Below are 22,387 nucleotides of genomic sequence, written 5' to 3' on the forward strand. Positions count from 1 at the left end.
CTCACGCGGCCGGGGCGGGATCAACCGGGCCGGAACCGGTTAAGCCTAAATTCACGCCACGCTGCGACGGTGCATCAGAAGGCGAATCGGAACGGGACAGGCCGGGCATGAGCGCAAGCTTGGCAGACAAACTGGCGCAGGAGCGGCGCGCGCGGCTGGCGGCGGAACGGCTGCTGGAGCAGAAGAAGCGCGAGCTTTTCTCTGCGAACGAAAAGCTTGCGCTGCATGCGCGGGCGCTGTCCGAGCAGATCGTGCAGCAGCGCCACGGGCTGCAGCGCGCGCTCACCGAAGCGGAATCGCTCAAGGGCGAGAACAGCCGGGTGCGCGGCGATCTGGAGCGGGCGACCTCGGTCGCGCTGATCGCGCAGCGCCGGCTGTGGGATGCGGTCGAGACGATCGAGGACGGCTTTGCCGTCTTCGACCGGGATCTGCGGCTGGTCGTGGCGAACCGGGCCTATCTGTCCTTCTTTCGCGGCGAGGTCGCACTGGCCGCGGGGGTTGCCTATGACGCGGTGGTGAAGCTCGTGGCGACGCATCACATGGTGGACCTTGAGGGGCGTGATCCGCTCGACTGGCACCACGAGATGGTCGCGCGCATCCGTCGCCAGAAGATCGAGCCGATGATCGTGCGCACGCATCGCGGGCGCCACCTGCGGCTGATCGACCGCTGGGGCGAGGGGGGCGACCTTGTCTGCGTGGTGCAGGACATCTCGCGCACCATCGCCCGCGAGGCCGAGCTTGAAAGCGCCCGCGCGCGGGCCGAGGCGGCGAACCGGGCGAAATCGGCCTTCCTTGCCAACATGAGCCACGAGCTGCGCACTCCGATGAACGGTGTTGTCGGCATGGCCGAGTTGCTGGTCGACAGCGGTCTGTCCGAGGAACAGCGGCTTTATGCCGAGACCATCCGCTCCTCGGGCGAGGCGCTTCTGACGATCATCAACGACGTGCTCGACTTCTCGAAGATCGAGGCGGAGCGGCTGCGGCTTTATCCCGAGGTCTTCGACCTCGAGCGCTGCATCCACGAGGTGATGGTGCTGCTGCAGCCGACGGCGAAGGAAAAGGGCATCAAGCTTCTCGTCGATTACGATCTGTTCCTGCCGACGCGCTTCCGCGCCGATCCGGGCCGGGTCCGGCAGATCCTGACCAACCTGATCGGCAATGCGGTCAAGTTCACCGCGACCGGCCATGTGCTGACCCGCGTGGTGGGGATCGAGCGGGCGGATGGCGAGTACGACCTCCACATGACCGTCGAGGACACCGGCATCGGCATCGCCGCCGAGCATGTCGAGCACATCTTCGGCGAGTTCAACCAGGTCGACAGCGCCACCAACCGCCGCTTCGAGGGCACCGGGCTTGGCCTTGCCATCACCCGCGAGCTGGTGCGGATGATGGGCGGCTCGGTCTGGGTGGACAGCGAGCTGGGGCGCGGATCCTGCTTTGGCGTGCGCATCACCGTGCCAAGTGCCGAGCCCGCCGAACCGGTCGAGGGGCAGGGGCCCTCGACGCCGATCACGCTGCGCGCGGCGCTGGTGGTCGATGACGTCCTCGTCAACCGGATGATCCTCGAGCGGCAATTGCAGACCTACGGGCTCCAGGTCACGCTGTGCCGCAACGCGGCCGAGGCGTTGCGGGCCTTCGACGACGGCGGCGCCTTCGACGTGGTGCTGACCGATCACCGCATGCCCGACATCGACGGGATCGAGCTGATCCGCCGCCTGCGCGATCGCGGCATCGAGACGCCGATCCTGCTTCTGACCTCGGATGCCGAGGCCTTCCGCGCGGCGCAGGCCGATTGCCGCGGCATCGACTGGCTGGAAAAGCCGGTGCTGCGTTCGGACCTGTTCCACATGCTGCAGAAGCTGTCGGGCGGTCCGCCGCCCGAGGTCGAGGAAACGCCCCCCGCGCCGGTGGTCGAGGCGACGGGAGAGGCGCGGCCGATGCGGGTGCTGTCGGTCGAGGACAACCGCACCAACCAGCTGGTCTTCCGCAAGATGGTGAAGGATTTCGACATCGTGCTGGACTATGCGCAGAACGGGCGCGAGGCGGTGGAGGTCTGGCGTCGCTTCCAGCCCGACCTGATCTTCATGGACATCTCGATGCCCGAGATGGACGGGCGCGAGGCGACGCGGCGGATCCGTGCCGAGGAGACGGCGGGGCAACACGTCCCGATCTGTGCGCTCACCGCCCACGCGATGGAGGGCGACGGCGCCGCGATCCTTGCCGCGGGGATCGATGCCTATCTGACGAAGCCGCTGAAGAAGAGCGCGATCCTCGAGCAGCTTGAGGCGCATCAGCCGCCCGGCACCCGGCCCTGCCTGCGCCCCGCCGCGGCCGAGTGATCAGCGGTATTCCTCGACGAGGGCGAGGAAGGTGTCGGCGAAGCGGTCGATCTTCGCCTCGCCAAGGCCGGCGATGCGCGACAGGTCCTCGCGGCTGCGCGGCTTCGTCTCGGCGATGCGGCGCAGGGTCGAATGGGTGCAGCTGAGATAGCGGTCGTGGCCGTCCTCGCCGCGGGCGAGCGCCAGCTGCGCCTCGGCCAGCCGGTCGAAGAGCGCGCCCTCGTCGCGCCCCGCGAGCTTCATCCGCGCCGGGTGCAGCGGCGCCGCGCCTGCCCCCGCGATCACCTCGAGGAAGGCCGCGCCATAGCTTTCGAGCTTCTTCGCGCCGACCCCGTTCACCCGCGCCATCGCGTCGAGCGTGTCGGGGCGGCTTTCGGCCATCTCGATCAGGGTGCGGTCGGGGAAGATCATGTAGGCGGGCAGTCCCGCCGCCTCGGACAGCGCCCGCCGCTTCGCCTTCAGCGCCGACAGTAGCGGCGCATCCTCGTCCGAGACCAGCGCCTTCGCCACGGGTTTCGATTGCGCGCGGCGCACCAGGTCGTGGCGCAGGGTGATCCGCTCCTCGCCGCGCAGGATCGGGCGCGCGCGTTCGGTCATCACCAGCGCGCCATGGCGCTCGGCATCGGGGCGCACGAGGTCATGGCCCATCATCTGCCGGAACACCGCCTGCCATTGCGGCCGGCTCAGCTCGCGCCCGACGCCGAAGGTGGGCAGCGCGTCATGGCCGCGGGCGCGGATGCGGTCGTTGGTATTGCCAAGAAGGATCTCGATCAGGTGGCCGGCGCCATAGCTCTCGCCGGTGCGCAGCGCGGCCGACAGCGCCTTGCGCACCGCGTCGGTGCCGTCGAAGAGTTCGGGCGGATGCTCGCACAGGTCGCAATTGCCGCAGGGCTGCGAATCTTCGCCGAAATAGGCGAGCAGCCGCTGCCGGCGGCACCCCGTCGCCTCGGCCAGGCCCAGAAGCGCGTTCAGCCGGGCATGGTCGGCGGCCTTGCGGTCGGGCGGCGCCAGGCCCTCGTCGATCTGGGTGCGGCGCAGGCGGATGTCATCGGGGCCGTACAGGGTCAGTGTCTCGGCCGGGGCACCGTCGCGGCCGGCGCGGCCGATCTCCTGATAATAGCCCTCGATCGACTTCGGCAGGTCGGCATGCGCCACCCAGCGGATGTCGGGCTTGTCGATGCCCATGCCGAAGGCGACCGTCGCCACCACGATCAGCCCGTCCTCGCGCTGGAACCGCGCCTCGACCTCGCGCCGGTCCTCGGCCTCCATGCCGCCGTGATAGTGGCAGGCGGGGTGGCCCGCCTCGCGCAGCGCCTGCGCCAGGCTTTCGGTGCGCGCGCGCGAGGCGCAATAGACGATGCCCGACTGGCCGCGCCGGGCGGCGGCGTAATCGAGGATCTGCTTGCGCGGGTTGTCCTTCGGCGCGAAGGCAAGGTGGATGTTCGGCCGGTCGAAGCCGCGCAGGAAGGTCTCGGGCGCGCGCCCCTCGAACAGGCGGGTGACGATCTCGGCGCGGGTTTCCTCGTCGGCGGTGGCGGTGAAGGCCGCGAGCGGCACGTTCAGCGCGCGTTTCAGCTCGCCGATGCGCAGGTAATCGGGGCGGAAGTCATGGCCCCAGGCGCTGACGCAATGCGCCTCGTCGACCGCGATCAGCCCGGTGCCGGCGCGGCGCAGCAAGGACACCGCCGCGCCCGAGGCCAGCCGTTCGGGCGCCATGTACAGAAGTTTCAGCCGCCCCTCGTCGATCGCCCGGAACACCGCCTCGGTTTCTTCCTCGGTGTTGCCCGAGGTCAGCGCGCCGGCCTCCACCCCCGCCTCGCGCAGCGAGCGGACCTGGTCGCGCATCAGCGCGATCAGCGGCGAGATCACCACCGTCAGCCCGGGCAGGCACAGCGCCGGCAGCTGATAGCACAGCGACTTGCCGCCGCCGGTGGGCATGATCGCCAGCGTGTCGCGCCCGGCCAGAACGGCGCGCACGATCTCTTCCTGCCCCGGCCGGAAGGCGCGGAAGCCGAAGACGGAGGCAAGCGCCTCTTCCGGCGCGGGCAGGGCCGGTGCGGACATCTCAGTAGCTGTAGAAGAAGCCCGCGTTGTTGAGCAGCGCGCGTTGCAGGATGATCAGCGCGATGAAGGCCACGAGCGGCGCCAGATCGAGCCCCGGGGTCATCGGCAGGAACCGCCGGATCCGGCCATAGACCGGCTCGAGCAGGTTGTTCAGCCCGTACCAGAGCTGTGCCACCAGCGGCTGGCGCAGGTTCAGCACCTGGAAGTTGATCAGCCAGCTCATGATGATGTGGGCGATCATCACGAACCAGATGACGTTCAGGATCAGGTTGAGTGCCTGAAACAGCGTGACCATGCGAAACCTCCGGGTGGTGCCGGGTCAGAGGTAAGGCAGCACGGGGCCGCTTGCAACCGCAAGGGCGCATCTGCCGCGACGTAGCCGTTGACCGCCGCGCCGCGCTGCGGCACCGATCGGGAAAGGGGAGACGCAGATGTATCCAGTCATTCGCATGGGCAAGGCCCTGCTGGTCGGGCGGGGCGCGCCGCTTGGCATTCTCGATCCGGTGGTCAGCACGCATGTCGCCTGGCCCTGGGACATCGACCCGTGGAAGGATCTGAACAACGGCCGGATCCTGACCCTGTTCGACCTCGGCCGGATCCAGCTTGCCAGCCGCTCGGGGCTGAACCGGGCGCTGCTGGCCAATCGCTGGGGCATCGTCGTCGCCGGCAACACCACCCGCTACCGCAAGCGCATCACCATGCTGCAGCGCTTCGAGATGCGCACCCGCTGCATCGGCTGGGACAAGCGCTTCGTCTACATGGAACAGGGGATGTATCGCGACGGCGAATGCTGCAACCACATCCTGATCCGCGCCGCCGTCACCTCGAAGGCCGGGATCGTGCCGCCCGACACGGTGGTCGCGGCGATGGGGCAGGCGGCGCAAAGCCCCGAGCTGCCGGCCTGGGTGCAGCACTGGATCGCCGCCGATCACGAGCGCCCCTGGCCGCCCGCACTCTGAACCCGCCCCCGCGCGGTGGCTTGCGCCGCGGCGCGATTTGCGGCTTGATCGCGCCACGGGCGACGCGGGTGCCCGCGGCACACGGGGGACGGGTATGATCACCACGCGCAAGCGGATCTGGGGCTGGTGGTTCTTCGACTGGGCCAGCCAGCCCTACAACACGCTGCTGATCACCTTCATCTTCGCCCCCTTCATGGAAGACCTGCTGGGCAGCGGCAGCACGGCGCAGACGGTCTGGGGCTATGGCGTCGGGCTGGCGGGCATCGTGATTGCGCTCGCCTCGCCCTTCCTTGGTGCCATTGCCGACCGATCGGGCCGGCGGATGCCCTTCATCTGGCTGTTCTCGCTGATGTATGTCGGCGGCGCCTGGGGGCTTTGGTATTCTGTGCCGGGCAGCTTCAGCCTGCTGCTGGTGATGACCTCGTTTGCGATCGGCATGATCGGCATGGAATTCGCCACCACCTTCACCAACGCGATGCTGCCCGACCTGGCCACGCGCGAGGAGATGGGCAAGGTCTCGGGCTCGGGCTGGGCCTTCGGCTATGTCGGCGGGATGCTGTCGCTGATCGTCATGCTCGGCTTCTTGCAGGTCAATCCGAACACCGGCCACACGATGATCGGCCTGCCGCCGATGTTCGGCCTCGATCTTGCCGCGCGCGAGGATACGCGCATCGTCGGGCCGCTGACGGCGGTGTGGTATGCCGTCTTCATGATCCCGTTCTTCCTTTGGGTGCGCGAGCCGCGCCGGCCGGGCGCGGTGCCGGTGACCCGCGCCGTGCGCGAGGCCTGGCCCGAGCTGCGCACCACGCTGAAGACCCTGCCGGCCGAGCGCAGCCTGTTCGCCTATCTCGTCTCGTCGATGTTCTACCGCGACGCGCTGAACGGCATCTACACCTTCGGCGGGCTCTACGCGAAGGGCGTGCTGAACTGGTCGATCACGATGATCGGCATCTTCGGCATCCTCGGCACGATCACCGGGGCGATCTTTGCCTGGCTGGGCGGCAAGGCGGATGACCGCTTCGGCCCGAAGGCGGTGATCGTGTTCAACCTGGTGGTGCTGACCGCGGTCGTCGTCGCCGTTGTCTTCATCTCGCGCGAAAGCGTCTGGGGCATCGCGGTCGGGCCCGACAGCCATCTCCCCGACATCGCCTTCTATGCCATGGGCGGGTTGATCGGGGCGGCGGGCGGGGCGCTGCAATCGGCAAGCCGCACCATGCTGGTGCGTCAGGCAAACCCGGCGAAGATGACCGAAAGCTTCGGCCTTTATGCCCTTACCGGCAAGGCCACGGCCTTCATCGCGCCGCTGTCGATCGGGGTGATGACGCAGCTGACCGACAACCAGTCGATCGGCATCACTCCCATCATCGTGCTTTTCGTTCTCGGTCTCGTGCTGCTAGGTTGGGTGAAATCCCGCCCCGCTGCGCCGTCCGAAGGAGGTCCTTCCGCATGATCCGTCTGCTTGCCGCCGTGATGCTGTGTCTTGCCGCCGCGCTGCCCGCCCGGGCCGAGCCGCTGGCGCGACAGCTGTTCGGGGCAGAGACGGCGCCGACGGCGGGGGCGCCGACACCGATCGGCTTCTACTCGCGCGGCTGTGCGGCGGGGCTGGTGGCGTTGCCCGAAACCGGGCCGACCTGGCAGGCGATGCGGCTCAGCCGCAACCGCTATTACGGCCAGCCCGAGATGATCTCCTATCTTCAGGACCTGTCGCGCTATGCCGCCACGCTACCGGGCTGGAACGGGCTTTACATCGGCGACATCAGCCAGCCCCGCGGCGGCCCGATGACCGGTGGCCATGCCAGCCACCAGATCGGCCTTGATGCCGATATCTGGATGCTGCCCGCGAGCCGGCTGACCCTGAGCCGCGCCGACCGCGAGAAGATCTCCTCGATCTCGATCCGCACCGAGGACCAGACCCGGGTGAACGCCAACTGGACGCCGGCGCATATGGCGCTGTTGCGGGCCGCCGCCTCGGACCCGCGGGTCGACCGGGTGTTCGTCGCCGCCGCCGCGAAGATCGCGATGTGCAATGCCGCGCCGAAGGGCGATCGGGCCTGGCTGCAGAAGATCCGCCCGATCTATGGCCATAACGAGCATTTCCACGTGCGGCTGAAATGCCCGTCCGGCTCGCCCCTGTGCCAGGTGCAAAGCCCCACCGTCGACGAGCTGTCGAAGGGCGGCGACGGCTGCGACGAGACGCTGAACTGGTGGGTGACCACCTATCTCGACGAGCTGCGCCACCCGCCGAAGCCGCCGGCAAACCCGGGGCCTGCGCCGAAGACGGCGAAGACCTATGTCCTGTCGGATCTGCCTGCCGAATGCCGCACTGTCCTCGCCTCGCGCTGACCGGCGCCCTCGTCGGACTGGTGCTGGGCCTTGGCGGCGGGGCGGGAGGTGCCGCCGGCACGCAGGCGCCGCGCGCGGAATTCCTGCAAAGCTGGGTCTGGACGGTGGCGAACCCCGCCTTCGGCGGCTTTTCCGGCATTGAACTCGGCCCCGACGGGCGCGATTTCGTCACCCAGTCGGACCGGGCCACGATCTGGCGCGGGCGGATCAGCCGCGATGCCACCGGCCGCATCCTCGGCGTTTCCACCAGCGGCCCGGTGCAGCTCCACGACAGCGCGGGCAGGCCGCTCGACACCGTGACGGGCGATTCCGAGGGGCTGGCCGAGGCGCCCGACGGCAGCGTCTACATCTCGTTCGAGGGGGTGGCGCGCGTCGCCCATTACCCCACCGACGACGGCCCGGCCGAGCGCCTGCCGCGCCCCGAGGCGTTCAAGCATTTCCAGCGCAACTCCTCGCTCGAGTCGCTGGCGATCGACGCCGAGGGCACGCTCTACACCCTGCCCGAACGTTCGGGCAGTCTCGAGCTGCCCTTCCCGGTCTGGCGCTATCGCAACGGCGCCTGGGACCAGCCCTTCTCGATCCCGCGCGACGGCAGCTGGTTGCCGACCGATGCCGATTTCGGCCCCGACGGGCGCTTCTACCTGCTCGAGCGCGACTTCTGGGGCTTTCTGGGCTTCCTCACCCGGGTGCGGGTCTTCGATATCAAGGGCGACACGATCACCGGCGGCGAGGTGCTGGTGCAGACCGGCGTCGGCACCCATGATAACCTCGAGGGGCTGTCGGTCTGGCGCGACGCGCAGGGGGCGATTCGCCTGACGATGATCTCGGACGACAATTTCTTCCTGCTGCAGCGCACCGAGATCGTCGAATACCGGCTGCGCCCCTGATCGCGCTTGACCGACGGGGCGCGCAGGCGTATCCGCGCCCCTTGTCCGGCTTGGCCGGGCCATGTCTCCGCGACCATGTAAAAACGGTGAACCATGAAACGTTATCTGCCCGGCGTTCTCGCCATGGCCGCCATCGTGGTGGCCTCCAACATCCTGGTGCAATACCTGTTCGGCCAGTGGCTGACCTGGGGCGCCTTCACCTATCCCTTCGCCTTCCTCGTCACCGACCTGACCAACCGCCTGCAGGGCCCGCGCGCGGCGCGCGGCGTGGTCGTGGCCGGTTTCGTCGTCGGCATCATCTGCTCGCTGATCGGCTCGCAGATCATCGGCGAGTTCGGCCCGCTCGTCAGCTTCCGCGTGGCGCTCGGCTCGGGCGCGGCCTTCCTCGCGGCGCAGCTGACCGACGTGAGCGTGTTCAACGCGCTGCGCCGCGACCGCTGGTGGAAGGCGCCGCTCGTCTCCACCCTGATCGGCGCGAGCCTCGACACCGCGATCTTCTTCACCACGGCCTTTTCGCTGCAGCTTGCCTGGCTCGAACCGGGCAACGACGTCTCCTGGGCGAACGAGATGCTGCCGCTGCTGAGCTTCGGACCGATGGTGCCGCTGTGGATCTCGCTCGCCTGCGCCGACTGGTGTGTAAAAATTGCACTTGCGGTGATCGCTCTGGCGCCTTTTCGGGCATTTACCTGGCGCAACTCGCCAAGCGTTGCGTAAATTCGCTTGCCATACACCAGATCTGTGCCACCCTCTCCCTATCGGCAACGCATGAAAGGAGGTGGTCCAGTGTCTAGAGTGATATTGGAGAGAGGTGTCGGGACAGTCAGGGGGGCCGAGGCCTGAGGGCAAACCCTAGGGTCGAGAACCCTGGCTGGGACGGAGGATCTGATCCAGACCCTAACCGGACCATCTCCGTAGATCTCGGGGGCCGCTGCCGGAGGCATGCGGCCCTTTCTATTTGGCGCGATTCCGCCGCGGCGCGCATGGTTTGGCTGGAAAACCGCCCCCGTCCGTGGCATCCCGTCCGGCAAGCAAGGGAGAATGCGATGACCGCGACCGATGCCGACATTGCGGCGATGAGCTTCGAACAGGCGATGAAGGAACTCGAGACCGTCGTCGGGCAGCTCGAGCGCGGCGAGGTGCCGCTCGATGCCTCGATCCGGCTCTACGAGCGCGGTGCGGCGCTGAAGGCGCGCTGCGCTGCGCTGCTGAAGGAGGCCGAGGAGCGGGTCGAGAAGATCACCCTCGGCGCCGATGGCGCGCCCACGGGCACGGTGCCGGTCGAAGGCCTGTGATGTTCGACACCCGTCTTCACGCGGCGCAGCAGGCCGTTGGCGCGGCGCTCACGCAGGCGATGACGCGGTTCCCCGAGGGGCCGCTGCACGATGCCATGGGCTATGCGGCGCAGGGCGGCAAGCGGCTGCGCGCCTTCCTCGTGCTCGAATCGGCGGCGCTCTTCGGCATTCCCGCGGCGCAGGCGATGCCTGCCGCGGTGGCGGTCGAGGCGCTGCATGCCTACAGCCTCGTGCATGACGACCTGCCGGCGATGGATGACGACGACCTGCGCCGCGGCCAGCCCACGGTGCACCGCAAATGGGACGAGGCGACGGCGATCCTTGCGGGCGACGCGCTGCAGACCCTCGCCTTCGAGCTTTGCGCCGAGCCGGTGCTTGGCCCGGCCGAGCGGCGCATCGCGCTCGTCGCCGCGCTCGCGCAGGCCTCGGGCGCGGCGGGGATGGTGCATGGCCAGATGCTCGACATCGCGGCCGAGACCGCGCCCGCGCCGCTGACGCTCGCCGAGATCACCCGGCTGCAGGCGGGCAAGACCGGCGCGCTGATCTCTTTCTCGGCCGAGGCGGGGGCGATCCTCGCCGGCACCGACCGGGCGCCGCTGGCCACCTATGCACAGGCGCTTGGCCTTGCCTTCCAGATCGCCGACGACATCCTCGATGTCGAGGGGTCGGAAGAGGTGGCGGGCAAGCGGCTGCACAAGGATGCCGAGGCGGGCAAGGCGACCTTCGTCTCGCTGCTGGGCCTTGCCGGTGCGAAGGCCCGCGCCGCGGCGCTGGTGGCCGAGGCCGAAGCCGCCCTTGCGCCCTATGGCGAGAAGGCCGAAACATTGCGGGAAACGGCGCGCTTCGTTATCTCGCGCGACAGATGAAACGGGAGTGCCGATGAGCGAGACCCCGAAGACCCCGATCCTCGACCGCGTGCAGCTGCCCTCTGACCTCAAGGCGCTGACCGATCGCGAGTTGCGCAAGCTTGCCGAAGAGCTGCGCGCCGAGACCGTCTCGGCGGTGTCGGTCACCGGCGGGCATCTGGGCGCGGGGCTGGGCGTGGTCGAGCTGACCGTGGCGCTGCATGCTGTCTTCGACGCGCCGCGCGACAAGATCATCTGGGACGTCGGCCATCAGTGCTATCCGCACAAGATCCTGACCGGCCGGCGCGACCGCATCCGCACGCTGCGCACCAAGGGCGGGCTTTCGGGCTTCACCAAGCGCTCGGAAAGCCCCTATGACCCGTTCGGCGCCGGGCACAGCTCGACCTCGATCTCGGCCGCCGTGGGCTTTGCCGCGGCGCGCGAGCTGGGCGCGCCGACGGGCGATGCGATTGCGGTGATCGGCGACGGCGCGATGACCGGCGGCATGGCCTTCGAGGCGATGAACCACGCCGGCCATCTCGGCAAGCGGCTCTTCGTGGTGCTGAACGACAACGAGATGTCGATCGCTCCGCCGGTCGGTGCGCTCTCGACCTATCTGACCCGGCTTTATGCCGAGGGGCCGATGCAGGACCTGAAGGCGGTGGCGAAGGGCGCGGTCAGCCTGCTCCCCGAGACCCTGCAGGAAGGCGCGCGCCGGGCGAAGGAGATGCTCAAGGGCATGGCCGTCGGCGGCACGCTCTTCGAGGCTCTCGGTTTCACCTATGTCGGGCCGGTCGACGGCCATGACCTCGATGCGCTGCTGCCGCTGCTGCGGATGCTGAAGGCGCGGGCGACGGGGCCGGTGCTGATCCATGTGCTGACGAAGAAGGGCAAGGGCTATGCCCCGGCCGAAAGCCGCCCCGATGGCGGCCATGCGACGAACCGTTTCGACGTGGCGACCGGGGTGCAGGTCAAGGCGCCGTCGAACGCGCCCTCCTACACCCGGGTCTTTGCCGAGAGCCTGGTGAAGGAGGCCGCGCGTGACGAGAAGATCGTCGCGGTGACCGCCGCCATGCCCGAGGGCACCGGGCTGAACCTGTTCGCCGAGCGCTTCCCGCGCCGCTGCTTCGATGTCGGCATCGCCGAGCAGCACGCGGTGACCTTCTCGGCCGGGCTGGCTGCGGCCGGGATGAAGCCCTTCTGCGCGATCTATTCGACCTTCCTGCAGCGCGGTTATGACCAGATCGTGCATGATGTCGCAGTGCAGCGCCTGCCGGTGCGCTTCGCCATCGACCGCGCCGGGCTGGTCGGCGCCGATGGCGCGACCCATGCCGGCAGCTTCGACATCGGTTTCATGTCCTCGCTGCCCGGGATGGTGGTGATGGCCGCGGCCGACGAGGCCGAGCTGGTCCACATGGTCGCCACCGCCGCCGCGCATGACGAGGGGCCGATCGCCTTCCGCTATCCGCGCGGCGAGGGCATGGGCGTCGAGATGCCCGAGGCGGGTGTGCCGCTCGAGATCGGCAAGGGCCGGATCGTGGCCGAGGGCGCGCGCGTCGCGATCCTCAGCTATGGCACGCGACTGGCCGAGGTGCTGAAGGCGCGCGAGGCGCTGGCGGCGCGCGGGCTGGCCCCGACCGTGGCCGATGCCCGCTTCGTCAAGCCGCTCGACACCGATCTGATCCTGCGGCTGGTGGCCGAGCACGAGGCGATCCTCACCATCGAGGAAGGCGCGATCGGCGGCTTCGGCAGCCATGTCGCGCAATTCCTGGCCGAGAGCGGGGTCTTTGACCGCGGCTTCCGCTTCCGCTCGATGGTGCTGCCCGACACCTTCATCGACCACGCAAGCCCCGAGGACATGTATCGCAGTGCCGGTATGAACGCCCCCGAGATCGAGGCGAAGGTGCTCGACCTGCTGGGCGTCGCCGTGGCGAAACGGGCCTGAGCGGGGGGCGCGGAAGGGCGCCTCCGGCGGGAGTATTCGGGCCAGGAAAAAGACCGGGCGCCGAAGCGCCCGGGCAGATGTCAGGCGGCCTCGGTCTCGCTCAGCAGGCCCTCGGCGACAAGGCGCTTCGCCCAGCCCTCGGGCCCCTCGAAGAGATGCGTCTTCCAGCCGCGGATCTGCGCGGTGGCGATGTTGTCGGCGCGGTCGTCGGTGAACAGGATCTGCGCGCCCGAAAGGCCGCTGTCCGCCTCGACCATCTCGTAGATCTTCGGGTCGGGCTTCGTCACCCCCATGTGCCCCGAGACATAGGCACGGTCGAAATCGCGCAGGAACGGGTAGAAGCCGGTCGCATAGTCGAACGAGCCGATGCCGAAATTGGTCAGCGAGAACACCGGCACGCCCTTCGCCTGCAGCGCCTTCATCAGCCGGACCGAGTGCGGGATCTCGGGCGTCGCCATGCGGATCCAGTCGTCGTGCCACAGCCGGATCCAGCGCGACCAGCGCGGATAACGCTCGGCCCAGTCATAGATCGTCTCGCGGAACGGGCCGCCGCTGTCGATGATATCATTCATCCCGTGCAGGTCGACCTCGGCGAACATCGCCTCGCGCTCCTCTCGCGGCATCAGCGTGTCGTAATGCCGTTCGGGCTGCCATTCGATCAGCACGTTGCCGATGTCGAAGATCACTGCGTCAACCATGGGGGTCCCTCTTTGCCGCCTGCACCGCGCGTTCCAGCGCCTGCAGGAATTCTGCCCGGTCGGCCTTTGAAAACGGCCGCCCGCCGCCTTGCCGGAACGGATCGGCCGAGCGCAGGTCGGACATCAGGTCGCGCATCGCCAGCACCTCGCCGATGTTGCGCTCGGTCAGGGCCGAGCCGTCGGGACGCAGCACCCGCGCCCCCGCCGCCACGCATTTCGCGGCGAGCGGGATGTCGTTGGTGATCACCACATCGCCCGGCCCCGCACGTTCGGCGATGTGCTTGTCGGCCTCGTCCGGTCCTTCGGACACATAGACCATGGTGACAAGCGGATTGGCCGAGGGCCGCAGCCCGCCGTTCGAGACGAAGGCAATCGGCACCCCGGCCCGCGTCGCCACGCGCTCGGCCTCGGCCTTCACCGGGCAGGCATCGGCATCGACCCAGATCACCGCGTCAGCGCCGCAGCATGGAAGGCGACGTGATCGGGGATGAAGGTCGCGACGAAGAAATAGCTGTGGTCATAGCCCGCCTGCATGCGGAAGGCGCCGGGCTGGCGGCGTGCGGCCATCGCCTGAGCCAGCGCCTCGGGGCGCAGCAGGTCGAGGAACTGGTCCGACGCCCCCTGGTCGATCAGCACCTCGCCGTCAAAGCCCGTCTCGCGCATCAGATGGGTGGCGTCATGCGCAAGCCAGGCGGTCTCATCCGCGCCAAGATAGGCGGTCAGCTGCTTGCGGCCCCAGTCGCTGCGCGTGGGTTGTGCGATCGGCGCGAAGGCCGAGACCGAGCGAAAGCGCCCCGGCAGCCCCATGGCGAGCGTGAGCGCCCCGTGCCCGCCCATCGAATGGCCGGTGATGCCCTGGCGTTCCTCGTCGATGTCGAAGGCGGCGGTGACGACGCGGGGCAGCTCCTCGGCGACGTAATCCCACATCCGGTAATGCTCGGCCCAGGGCGCCTCGGTCGCGTTGACGTAGAACCCCGCGCCCTGCCCCAGGTCATAGGCCTCGTCATTCGCCACACCCGGGCCGCGCGGAGAGGTGTCGGGGAAGACCAGCGCGATGCCCGCCTTGGCCGCATGGCGCTGTGCCCCGGCCTTCACCATCGCGTTCTCATGCGTGCAGGTCAGCCCCGACAGATACCACAGCACCGGCACCGGGCGCGTCTCGGCCTCGGCCGGCAGGAACAGGCCGAAGGTCATCTCCGTGCCGGTGACCTCCGACGTGTGGCTATAGACGCCCTGCACCCCGCCGAAGCACTTGTTTTCCGAAACCGTGCGCATCGGCACCTCCTATCGTGTGATCCAGGCGATGACGCCCGGAATGGTCAGAATGCTGGCCGCCGTCGAGATCAGGATCGCGGTCGAGACCCGCTGCGGCGCGACGGCGTAATGTGCCGCCAGAATGTAGACGTTTCCGGCGACGGGCAAGGCCGCGGCGGCCACCATCACGCCGGCGGCGAAGGGCTCGACATGAAAGAGCAGCGCAGCGCCGCCGACGGCCAGAGGATGCACGAAGAGCTTCGCCGCCGAGAGCCACAGCGCCGGCCCCGCGCGCTCGGCCGACTTGCCGGCAAGCGAGGCGCCGATCGCGAAAAGCGCGCCGGGTGTGGCTGCGGCCCCCAGCAGTGTCAGGAATTCGGCAAGTGGCGCGGGCATCGGCAGATGCAGCCCCGCCCAGGCAAGCCCCGCGGCCATCGAGACAATCATTGGATTTTTCAGGATTCCCAGAAAAATCGGGAACATTGCGATCCGCCCATGCCGCGCCCCGGTGATGACCGCGGTGATCAGCGTCGAAAAGACGATCATGTCGGCCGAGAGCACCATCAGCACCGGCCCCGCCGCCTGCGGTCCGAGCAGCACCACCAGCATCGGCACGCCGAGAAAGCCGGTATTGCCGGTCATCGCGGTGTGGGCCTCCATCGCGGCCTCGGCGAGCGGCCGGCGGCGGGCGCGCGCCACGGCAAAGCCAAGCCCCCAGACCAGCGCCGAGCCGCTCAGATAGGCGGCGAAGAAGGCCGGGTCGAACAGCTGTTCGATCGGCAGCGTTGCGGTGAAGCGGAACAGCATCGCCGAAAGCGCGAAATAGAAGACGAATTTCGTCAGCGCGGCCGTCGCTTCGGCCGGGAACATCCGTGCCCGTCCGGCGGCCCAGCCAAGCCCGATCAGGCCAAAGAACGGAAGTGTCTTGAGAAAAATCGCCAGCATGCGACAGGGCTAGCATGGGCCCCGCCGCCACGCCAGCACCGGGCCCTTTGCGGCCCGGGCTTTTTCCTGGCTCAAAGACACGCCGTGACCCGGCTGCCGCCGGCTCAGCCGGCGCCGATCAGCGAGCCCGCGGCAAAGACCAGCGCGCCCCCCAGCACCACCTGCAGCACGGCGCGCAGGAACGGCGTTTCCATGTACTTGTTCTGGATCCAGGCGATCACCCAGAGCTCGATGAACACCACGATCATCGCGACCGTGGTCGCGGTCCAGAAATCGGTGATGAAATAGGGCAGGGCATGGCCGAAACCGCCTGCCGCGGTCATCAGCCCCGAGGCAAGGCCGCGTTTCAGCGGGCTGCCGCGACCGGAGATGACGCCGTCGTCATGCGCGGCCTCGGTGAAGCCCATCGAGATGCCGGCGCCGGTCGCCGAGGCAAGCCCGACCAGCAGCGTGGTGTGCGAGTTCTGCGTGGCGAAGGCGGTGGCGAAGATCGGCGCCAGCGTCGAGACCGAGCCATCCATCAGCCCGGCCAGCCCCGGCTGCACCCAGGTCAGGATGAACTGGCGATAGGCGGCGCGGTCCTCCTCTGCTTTCGCATCCCCGGTCAGGTGCTCGGCCTCGAGCGCCTCGGCCTTCTTCTCGTGGCCCTGCTCGGCCGCGGCAAGATCGCCCAGGAGCTTGCGGGTGTCGGCGTCCGAGCTGCGCTGCGCCGCGCGGGTGTAGAAATTCGCCGCCTCGCGCTCCATCGACTCGGCCTCGCCGCGCATCGTCTCGAGCGAGAGATTGGTGCCAAGCCAGACCGGCTTGCGGGCATAGAAACCCGCGACATGCTCGCGCCGGATCAGCGGGATCACCTCGCCGAAGCGGGCGCGGTGGCGTTCGATCAGGCGCCGGCGATGCTCGTCCTCCTCGGCGGCCATGCCGTCGAAGACCGCGGCCGAGGCCGGGTATTGCTTGCGCAGCTTCTCGGCATAGAGGCGATAGATGCGCGCGTCATCTTCCTCGGACGAGATCGCGAGGGCGAGGACTTCCTGCTCGGACAATTCCGAGAAACGGCGGCGGGAGGCGAATCCGGGGATCATCGAGACGTCCTTTTTAGAATGGTTCCAAAATAGCCGGGGGCGGATGTTTTGCAACTGCGAAATCTGAACTTCCCAGTTCACTATCTGCTTGCGAATCTGAACTTTCTGGTTCAGATTGCGAAGGTGAACCGACAAGTTCAGATCGTGGAGAACCTCATGAACCGCATCGCATCCGGCCTCTTCGTGCTTGCCCTGACCGTCCGTGCCGCAGCCGCGGGCGGCTTCGGCATCGACCTTCCGCGTTTCAGCTTCCCGAGCCAAGAGGCGCCGGTGACGCAGACGACGGGCGCCGGTCAGTCGGGGCGGTGAACCGCCCCAAGGTGCGCGCTGCCGCGTTCCCCGGCCAGGCGGATCTGGTGCGCGCGCTCGCGGAACCGGGCGCGGTCGGCGTCTGAATACTCGCCAAGGCAGTGGTGACAGCTGACGCCGTCCTCGAACTCGGGACGGGCGCGGTCGGGAGGGGCAAGCGGGCGGCGGCAGGCGTGGCAAAGCTCGTAGTCGCCCTGCCGCAGCCCGTGGCGCAGGCTGACGCGGCCGTCGAAGACGAAGCAGTCGCCGTGCCACAGGCTGTCGGTCTCGGGCACCTCCTCGAGGTATTTCAGGATCCCGCCCTTCAGGTGGAAGACCTCCTCGACACCCTGCGCCAGCAGGTAGTTCGTGGACTTCTCGCAGCGGATGCCACCGGTGCAGAACATCGCCACACGCTTGTTGTGAAAGCGGGCGGCGTTTTCCTTCCACCATTTCGGGAAATCCCGAAAAGACTTCGTCTGCGGGTCGATCGCGCCCTCGAAGCTGCCGATGGCGACCTCGTAATCGTTGCGGGTGTCGATCACCACGACATCGGGGGCGGAGATCAGCGCGTTCCACTCGGCGGGCTCGACGTAATGGCCGACGGCCGCGCGCGGGTCGACGTCGGGCTCGCCCATCGTGACGATCTCGCGCTTCAGCCGCACCTTCATCCGGCCGAAGGGCATCTCGGCCGCGCCGCTTTCCTTCCACACCAGCCCGGCACAGCCGGGCAGGGCGCGGATATGGGCAAGGAGCGCGTCGATGCCCGCGCGGGGGCCGGCGACGGTGCCGTTGATCCCCTCGCGGGCCAGCAGCAGCGAGCCGCGCACCCCGCCCGCCTCGGCACAGGCCAGCAGCGGGCCGCGCAGCGCGGCCGGATCGTCGAAGCGGGTGAAGTGGTAAAGTGCGGCAACGGTGAACATGGCTTCCCTTACGCCGCCGTCCCGCCCTCCCGCAAGCGTGATTGACCCCGCCGCCCATGGGCCTTACCCATTGCAAAACCAAGGGAGAGCGCCATGGCCGATGTGACCGAAGCCCTGATCGTGATCGATATCCAGAACGACTTCTGCCCCGGCGGTGCGCTGGCGGTGGCGGGCGGCGACGAGATCATCCCGCGCGTCAACGCGCTGATGCAGGAATTGCCGGTCACCGTGCTGACCCAGGACTGGCACCCCGAGGAACACAGCTCCTTCGCCGCGATCCATGCGGGCTGCACGCCGTTCCAGACGATCGAGATGGCCTATGGGCCGCAGACGCTCTGGCCGGTGCATTGCGTGCAGGGCAGCGCGGGCGCGGCCTTCCATCCGGGGCTGTCGATCGACCCGGCGGATCTGATCCTCCGCAAGGGCTTCCGCGCCGAGGTCGACAGCTATTCCGCCTTCTTCGAGAATGACCACACCACCCCCACCGGGCTTGCCGGATATCTGCGCGAGCGCGGCATCACCGATCTGACCTTCGTCGGGCTGGCGCTCGACTATTGCGTCGCCTGGTCGGCGATCGACGCGGCGAAGCTCGGCTTCCGCGCCCGCGTGCTGGAAGGCGCGTGCCGGGCGATCGACCTTGCCGGATCGCTGGCCGCGGCCCGGGACGCGATGCGCGCCGCGGGCGTCGTGCTCGAGAAGTGAAAGGACCCCGCCCCATGGTCGACATCGCCACCCGCGTCTATAACCACAAGTGGAAGATCGACCCGATCGTGCGCTCGCTGATCGACACCGACTTCTACAAGCTGTTGATGTGCCAGTCGATCTTCCGCAACAAGCCGGACACGACCGTCACCTTCAGCCTGATCAACCGCGCCAGGGACGTGCGTCTGGCCGAGCTGATCGACGAGGGCGAGCTGCGCGAGCAGCTCGATTACGCGCGCGGGCTGCGGCTGACGCGGGGCGAAAGCACCTGGCTGCGCGGCAACACCTTCTATGGCAAGCGGCAGATGTTCCGCTCCGACTTCATGGAGTGGTTCGAGAATTTCCAGCTGCCGCCCTATCATCTCGAGAAACGCGACGGGCAGTATGAGCTGACCTTCGAGGGCAAGTGGCCCGAGGTGATGATGTGGGAGATCCCGGCGCTCGCGATCCTGATGGAGCTGCGCGGCCGCGCCGTGCTGAACCAGATGCGCCGCTTCGAGCTGCAGGTGCTCTATGCCCGCGCCATGGCACGGGTGTGGGAAAAGATCGAGGAGCTGCGCACCATCCCCGGGCTGAAGATCGCCGATTTCGGCACCCGGCGCCGGCATGGCTTCCTGTGGCAGGACTGGTGCGTGCAGGCGATGATCGAGGGGCTGGGCGATGCCGCGAAGGGCGGCGCCTTCACCGGCACCTCGAACTGCCTGATCGCGATGCGGCGCGACCTCGAGGCGGTGGGGACGAATGCGCACGAGCTGCCGATGGTCTATGCCGCGCTGGCGCAGAACGACGAGGAGCTGAGCCAGGCGCCCTACAAGGTGCTGGCCGACTGGCACGAGGAGCATGACGGCAACCTGCGCATCATCCTGCCCGATACCTTCGGCACGAAGGGGTTCCTCGAACGCGCGCCCGACTGGCTGGCGGGCTGGACCGGCATCCGCATCGACTCGGGCGATCCGGTCGAAAGCGCCGAGACCGCGATCGCCTGGTGGAAGGCGCGTGGCGAGGACCCGCGGCAGAAGCTGGTGATCTTCTCGGACGGGCTCGACGTGGCCGAGATGAAGCGCCTGCACGGCCTCTTTTCGGGGCGGGTCAAGGTCAGCTTCGGCTGGGGCACGCTGCTGACGAACGACTTCCGCGGGCTGGTGCCGAATGACGCGCTCGCCCCCTTCAGCCTGGTGTGCAAGGCGGTCTCGGCCGACGGGCGCCCGACGGTGAAGCTGTCGGACAACCCGAGCAAGGCCACCGGCCCCGCCGAGGAGATCGCGCGGTACAAGCGGGTCTTCGGCGTCGGCGAGCAGCAGGCGATGAAGGTCGTGGTCTAGCGCGCGAAGGCGATCATCAGCAGGTAGAGCAGCGCCGAGAGCCCGGCCGAGGCCGGCACGGTGACGATCCAGGCCGCGGCGACGGTGAGCATGTGCGAGCGTCGCACCAGCCGGCGGCGCGAGCGTTCCTCGGGCGGCACCGGCTTGCCCTTCTGCAGCCCGAGCATCCGCGCCCGCCGCTCGGCGTGCCATTCGCGGTAGAAGCCCACGCCGAAGATCGCACCGACGGCGATATGGGTCGAGCTGACCGGCAGGCCGAGCCAGCTTGCCACGATCACCGTAACCGCCGCCGAGAGCGCCACGCAATAGGCGCGCATCGGGTTCAGCTTGGTGATCTCGGAGCCGACAAGGCGGATCAGCTTCGGCCCGAACAGCATCAGCCCGACCGAGATGCCGAGCGCGCCGACGACCATCACCCAGACCGGGATGCCCACGGTCGAGGCGATGTCGCCGACCTCGACCGAATGCACGATGGCGGCAAGCGGGCCGACCGCATTGGCCACGTCATTCGCACCATGCGCAAAGGAGAGAAGCGCCGCCGAGGCGACGAGCGGCAGCGAGAACAGCTTGCGCAGCGAGCGCTTGCGGTTCTCGAGCCCTTCCGACTGGTGCCGGATCAGTGGCACCGAGGCGGCCCAGCACAGGACCCCGGTCGCCAGCCCGATCAGCGTCGCGAGGCCGAGCGAGACGTGGAACAGCTTGTTCAGCCCCTTGATCGCAAGGTAGGCGGCAAAGGCGCCGGCCATGATCCCGATCAGCACCGGCACCCACAGCCGCGCCGCCGCGATCTTGTCCTCGACATACATGATCCGCGCCTTGATGAAGGCGAGGAAGGCCGCCGCGACCACCCCGCCCAGCACCGGCGAGATCACCCAGCTCAGCGCGATCGAGCCGAGCGCGCCCCAGTTCACCGCGCCGACCCCCGCCGCCACGACGCCGGCGCCGACGACGCCGCCGACGATCGAATGGGTGGTCGAGACCGGCGCGCCAAGCCAGGTGGCCAGATGCAGCCACAGCGCCGCGGCCAGCAGCGCCGCCATCATCGCCCAGATGAAATGCGCGGAATCACTGACCGCGCCCGGGGCAAGGATGCCGGTCGAGACGGTCTTGACCACGTCGCCGCCGGCAATCAGCGCGCCGGCGGTCTCGAACACCGCCGCGATGATGAGGGCGCCGCCCAGCGTCAGGGCATTCGCGCCGACCGCCGGGCCCATGTTGTTGGCGACATCGTTCGCACCGATGTTCAGCGCCATGTAGGCGCCGATCACCGCGGCCGCGACCACGATCAGGTGCCCTGGCTGCGCGCCCATCACCAGCCCCGCGACGACCCCCGCCAGCACGATGAAGGCGATCGCAAGGCCCGGCGCCACCAGCGGCCGTGCGACGAATTGCGTTGCCTCCTCGAGCCGGCCGATCCGCTTCAGATCCTTGTCGAGCGTCTTCCACTGGTTCACCGGCGGCGTGGCCACGTTGTCCCCCTGCACCCTGCGCATTGTCACGAAACTGCAACCGAACCGTCACAGTCGTGGCGCGAGTAGCCGGTTTGGCCGTTCAAGACAACGCTCGAATGGTCACAGGGCGCGCAGAATGTTCCGCAGTTCCGGCTCGGACACGCGCGCGGCGGCCTCGGCCGGGGGCAGCCATTCGCGCCGGCGCCGGCCCATCTCGGGGAAGCGCTCGGCCACCGCCTCGGTCTCGATCGCGAAGACCCGGACCTCGCAGCGCTGCGCCAGCCCGCCCGAGCGGACCTTGTCATAGCTGAAGCTGCCAAGCGCCTCGTGCCGCACCCGGCCACGGACCCCCGCCTCTTCCCAGGCCTCCTGCAGGGCCGCGCCGGCGAGGCTGCGCCCGCGCATCGGCCAGCCCTTCGGGATGATCCAGCGCCCGGTGTCGAGCGAGGAGATCAGCAGCACCTCGGGCGCGCCCTTGCGGTGGCGCAGGCACAGCGCGCCAACCTGCAGCGGGCTCGGCCGGCGCCCCATCAGCCCCGACACGATCTCGCGAAACCGGATCATCGCCTCAGCCCTCCTCGTCCACCCGACCGCGCAGGGACTTCACCTCGCCGCGCACCGTCTTTGCCTTCAGCCGCCGGCGCTGGCTGCCGAGCGTGGGCTTCGTCGCCACCCGCCGCTTCGGCGCGATCAGGGCCTGGCGGATCATCTCGGCCAGCCGCTCGCGCGCGATCTCGCGGTTGCGCAGCTGGCTGCGGGTCTCCTCGGCGCGGATCACGATCGCCCCGTCGAGCGTCCATTTCCGCCCGGCCAGCCGCTTCAGCCGCGCCTTCACCGGCGCGGTCAGATTGGGCGAGCGCTCCGCCTCGAAGCGCAGCTCGACCGCCGTCGACACCTTGTTGACGTTCTGCCCGCCCGGCCCCTGCGCGCGGTTGAAGCTCTCGCTCAGCTCCCAGTCGGCAATCGCCACGCTGTCATTGATCCACAACATGCGGGAAACCCTAACCACCTCGGGTGAAAACGAAAGAGGCCCTGCTTCATCTTGCCG

At 68.6% G+C, this 22,387-nt stretch carries 23 protein-coding genes; 12 read left to right on the plus strand and 11 right to left on the minus strand.

Annotated elements, in window-relative coordinates; all coding sequences use genetic code 11:
- Nucleotides 1–119 precede the first annotated feature (119 nt).
- Nucleotides 120–2,339 (plus strand): response regulator, encoded by a 2,220-nt coding sequence (locus DYS74_RS13940; RefSeq protein ID WP_342769170.1) that lies wholly within the window; start codon nucleotides 120–122, stop codon nucleotides 2,337–2,339.
- On the opposite strand, the gene recQ is transcribed toward DYS74_RS13940, so the two are convergent.
- Together recQ and DYS74_RS13950 are read right to left on the minus strand one after the other, a co-directional pair.
- A complete protein-coding gene (gene recQ / locus DYS74_RS13945; RefSeq protein ID WP_394342968.1) occupies nucleotides 2,340–4,403 on the minus strand; it encodes a DNA helicase RecQ in 2,064 nt (687 codons plus the stop codon).
- 1 nt (nucleotide 4,404) lies between these two features.
- Nucleotides 4,405–4,698 carry a YggT family protein gene (locus DYS74_RS13950; RefSeq protein ID WP_121534301.1) on the minus strand — a complete coding sequence of 98 codons (294 nt, stop codon included), beginning with the start codon at nucleotides 4,696–4,698 and terminating at the stop codon, nucleotides 4,405–4,407.
- A 136-nt stretch (nucleotides 4,699–4,834) separates the two neighbouring features.
- Between DYS74_RS13950 and DYS74_RS13955 the strand changes: the two genes are divergently transcribed.
- The 8 genes from DYS74_RS13955 to dxs all read left to right on the plus strand — a co-directional run bounded on the left by DYS74_RS13955 (nucleotide 4,835) and on the right by dxs (nucleotide 12,674).
- Nucleotides 4,835–5,362, plus strand: coding sequence for an acyl-CoA thioesterase (locus tag DYS74_RS13955; protein ID WP_121534302.1), 528 nt, complete (start codon nucleotides 4,835–4,837; stop codon nucleotides 5,360–5,362).
- A 94-nt stretch (nucleotides 5,363–5,456) separates the two neighbouring features.
- A complete protein-coding gene (locus DYS74_RS13960; RefSeq protein ID WP_121534303.1) occupies nucleotides 5,457–6,812 on the plus strand; it encodes an MFS transporter in 1,356 nt (451 codons plus the stop codon).
- Entirely contained in the window at nucleotides 6,809–7,705 is an 897-nt protein-coding gene (mepA, locus tag DYS74_RS13965; protein ID WP_121534304.1) for a penicillin-insensitive murein endopeptidase, read from the plus strand. The genes DYS74_RS13960 and mepA overlap by 4 nt, the downstream gene beginning before the upstream one ends.
- Complete coding sequence (locus DYS74_RS13970; protein WP_121534305.1) at nucleotides 7,678–8,592, plus strand: esterase-like activity of phytase family protein; 915 nt, start codon at nucleotides 7,678–7,680, stop codon at nucleotides 8,590–8,592. The genes mepA and DYS74_RS13970 overlap by 28 nt, the downstream gene beginning before the upstream one ends.
- A 93-nt stretch (nucleotides 8,593–8,685) precedes the next feature.
- Nucleotides 8,686–9,306 carry a queuosine precursor transporter gene (locus DYS74_RS13975; protein WP_121534306.1) on the plus strand — a complete coding sequence of 207 codons (621 nt, stop codon included), beginning with the start codon at nucleotides 8,686–8,688 and terminating at the stop codon, nucleotides 9,304–9,306.
- A gap of 329 nt (nucleotides 9,307–9,635) precedes the next feature.
- On the plus strand, nucleotides 9,636–9,884 hold the full coding sequence (locus tag DYS74_RS13980) for an exodeoxyribonuclease VII small subunit (RefSeq protein ID WP_121534307.1): 249 nt from the start codon (nucleotides 9,636–9,638) through the stop codon (nucleotides 9,882–9,884).
- Between the two features lie 59 nt (nucleotides 9,885–9,943).
- Nucleotides 9,944–10,750, plus strand: coding sequence for a polyprenyl synthetase family protein (locus DYS74_RS13985; protein ID WP_245965290.1), 807 nt, complete (start codon nucleotides 9,944–9,946; stop codon nucleotides 10,748–10,750).
- 13 nt (nucleotides 10,751–10,763) lie between these two features.
- Nucleotides 10,764–12,674, plus strand: a complete 1,911-nt coding sequence (gene dxs / locus DYS74_RS13990) for a 1-deoxy-D-xylulose-5-phosphate synthase (protein ID WP_121534309.1) — start codon at nucleotides 10,764–10,766, stop codon at nucleotides 12,672–12,674.
- An 80-nt stretch (nucleotides 12,675–12,754) separates the two neighbouring features.
- Here the strand turns inward: dxs and DYS74_RS13995 are convergent, their stop codons facing one another.
- The 5 genes from DYS74_RS13995 to mbfA form a co-directional block, all read right to left on the minus strand.
- The gene (locus DYS74_RS13995) at nucleotides 12,755–13,372 is read right to left on the minus strand and encodes an HAD family hydrolase (protein WP_121534310.1); all 618 of its coding nucleotides are present in this window, start codon (nucleotides 13,370–13,372) and stop codon (nucleotides 12,755–12,757) included.
- Nucleotides 13,365–13,820 carry a YaiI/YqxD family protein gene (locus DYS74_RS14000; RefSeq protein ID WP_121534311.1) on the minus strand — a complete coding sequence of 152 codons (456 nt, stop codon included), beginning with the start codon at nucleotides 13,818–13,820 and terminating at the stop codon, nucleotides 13,365–13,367. The genes DYS74_RS13995 and DYS74_RS14000 overlap by 8 nt, the downstream gene beginning before the upstream one ends.
- Entirely contained in the window at nucleotides 13,817–14,647 is an 831-nt protein-coding gene (gene fghA, locus DYS74_RS14005; protein WP_121534312.1) for an S-formylglutathione hydrolase, read from the minus strand. Before fghA ends, DYS74_RS14000 begins: the two co-directional genes overlap by 4 nt.
- A gap of 9 nt (nucleotides 14,648–14,656) precedes the next feature.
- Nucleotides 14,657–15,571, minus strand: coding sequence for an AEC family transporter (locus DYS74_RS14010; protein ID WP_121534313.1), 915 nt, complete (start codon nucleotides 15,569–15,571; stop codon nucleotides 14,657–14,659).
- 104 nt (nucleotides 15,572–15,675) lie between these two features.
- Nucleotides 15,676–16,653, minus strand: a complete 978-nt coding sequence (gene mbfA, locus DYS74_RS14015; RefSeq protein WP_121534314.1) for an iron exporter MbfA — start codon at nucleotides 16,651–16,653, stop codon at nucleotides 15,676–15,678.
- 156 nt (nucleotides 16,654–16,809) lie between these two features.
- On the opposite strand from mbfA, the gene DYS74_RS18700 reads away from it, so the two are divergent.
- Nucleotides 16,810–16,962: a hypothetical protein gene (locus DYS74_RS18700; protein ID WP_183077541.1), complete on the plus strand. Its 153-nt coding sequence runs from the start codon at nucleotides 16,810–16,812 to the stop codon at nucleotides 16,960–16,962.
- Here DYS74_RS18700 and trhO read toward each other — a convergent pair.
- Nucleotides 16,947–17,864 carry an oxygen-dependent tRNA uridine(34) hydroxylase TrhO gene (gene trhO, locus DYS74_RS14025; RefSeq protein ID WP_121534316.1) on the minus strand — a complete coding sequence of 306 codons (918 nt, stop codon included), beginning with the start codon at nucleotides 17,862–17,864 and terminating at the stop codon, nucleotides 16,947–16,949. The genes DYS74_RS18700 and trhO overlap by 16 nt on opposite strands.
- A 93-nt stretch (nucleotides 17,865–17,957) precedes the next feature.
- On the opposite strand from trhO, the gene pncA reads away from it, so the two are divergent.
- Both pncA and pncB read left to right on the plus strand, forming a co-directional pair.
- A complete protein-coding gene (gene pncA / locus DYS74_RS14030; protein WP_121534317.1) occupies nucleotides 17,958–18,566 on the plus strand; it encodes a bifunctional nicotinamidase/pyrazinamidase in 609 nt (202 codons plus the stop codon).
- Between the two features lie 14 nt (nucleotides 18,567–18,580).
- Entirely contained in the window at nucleotides 18,581–19,888 is a 1,308-nt protein-coding gene (pncB, locus tag DYS74_RS14035) for a nicotinate phosphoribosyltransferase (protein WP_121534318.1), read from the plus strand.
- On the opposite strand, the gene DYS74_RS14040 is transcribed toward pncB, so the two are convergent.
- The 3 genes from DYS74_RS14040 to arfB form a co-directional block, all read right to left on the minus strand.
- Entirely contained in the window at nucleotides 19,885–21,357 is a 1,473-nt protein-coding gene (locus tag DYS74_RS14040) for an inorganic phosphate transporter (protein WP_245965289.1), read from the minus strand. The genes pncB and DYS74_RS14040 overlap by 4 nt on opposite strands.
- 102 nt (nucleotides 21,358–21,459) lie before the next feature.
- Entirely contained in the window at nucleotides 21,460–21,903 is a 444-nt protein-coding gene (locus DYS74_RS14045) for an NUDIX hydrolase (RefSeq protein ID WP_121534320.1), read from the minus strand.
- A gap of 4 nt (nucleotides 21,904–21,907) precedes the next feature.
- On the minus strand, nucleotides 21,908–22,330 hold the full coding sequence (gene arfB / locus DYS74_RS14050; RefSeq protein WP_121534321.1) for an alternative ribosome rescue aminoacyl-tRNA hydrolase ArfB: 423 nt from the start codon (nucleotides 22,328–22,330) through the stop codon (nucleotides 21,908–21,910).
- Nucleotides 22,331–22,387 lie beyond the last annotated feature (57 nt).

Source organism: Paenirhodobacter hankyongi (assembly GCF_003664585.1).
Classification (GTDB): Bacteria; Pseudomonadota; Alphaproteobacteria; order Rhodobacterales; family Rhodobacteraceae; genus Rhodobacter; species Rhodobacter hankyongi.